Origin of the sequence: Streptomyces murinus (assembly GCF_002154555.1) — a bacterium.
GTDB classification, from domain to species: domain Bacteria; phylum Actinomycetota; class Actinomycetes; order Streptomycetales; family Streptomycetaceae; genus Streptomyces; species Streptomyces murinus.
The window spans coordinates 1-625 of record NZ_MUNF01000970.1 but is presented as its reverse complement, the minus strand read 5'-3'; the positions used below and the strand labels follow the sequence as shown (position 1 = coordinate 625).

Genomic DNA, 625 nt, shown 5'->3' with positions numbered 1-625 from the left:
GTCCCCCTCTCCGCCCTCCTCGCCCGCGACGACCTCGCGCTGCGCCAGCTCGCCGGTCCCACCGGCCCGGACGTCGTCATCCACTGGGCGCACACCTCCGAGATGGCCGATCCCTTCCCCTATCTCCTCGGCGGCGAACTGCTCCTCACGGCCGGGGTCCAGTTCCCCGACGCGCCGTCGCCCGACACCTTCTTCGACTCCTACGTCGCCCGGGTCGTCGCGGCGGGCGGTGCCGCCCTCGGCTTCGGGCTCGCCCCGGTGCACGACTCGGTGCCGGACGCCCTGGTCACCGCCTGCGCCGCCCACGGGCTCCCGCTGCTGGAGGTCCCGCCGGGGACCACCTTCTCGGGGGTGGCCCGCGCGGTGTGGCAGCTGATGGCGCAGGCCCGCCTCGCCGAACTGCGCCGGGTCACCGAGGCCCAGCAGAGCCTCGCCGCCGCCGCGGCCCACGCCGACCCGGTGCCGTCCGTGCTGCGCCGGCTCGCCCAGCGGCTCGGCGGGCACGCGGTGCTCTACGGCCCCGACGGCACCGGGATCGCGGCGGCCGGCCGGTCCCCCGCGCCCGCCGTCACCGAGGCCCTGCGGAAGCTCGCGGCGGTGGTCCGCCCGGCCACCCCGCCCGGAC

General features: G+C 78.4%; 1 protein-coding gene. It reads left to right on the top strand.

Annotated elements, in window-relative coordinates; translation table 11 throughout:
* On the top strand, positions 1-625 hold a 625-nt coding region (locus CCN72_RS37000; RefSeq protein WP_208638203.1), incomplete at both ends, for a PucR family transcriptional regulator ligand-binding domain-containing protein.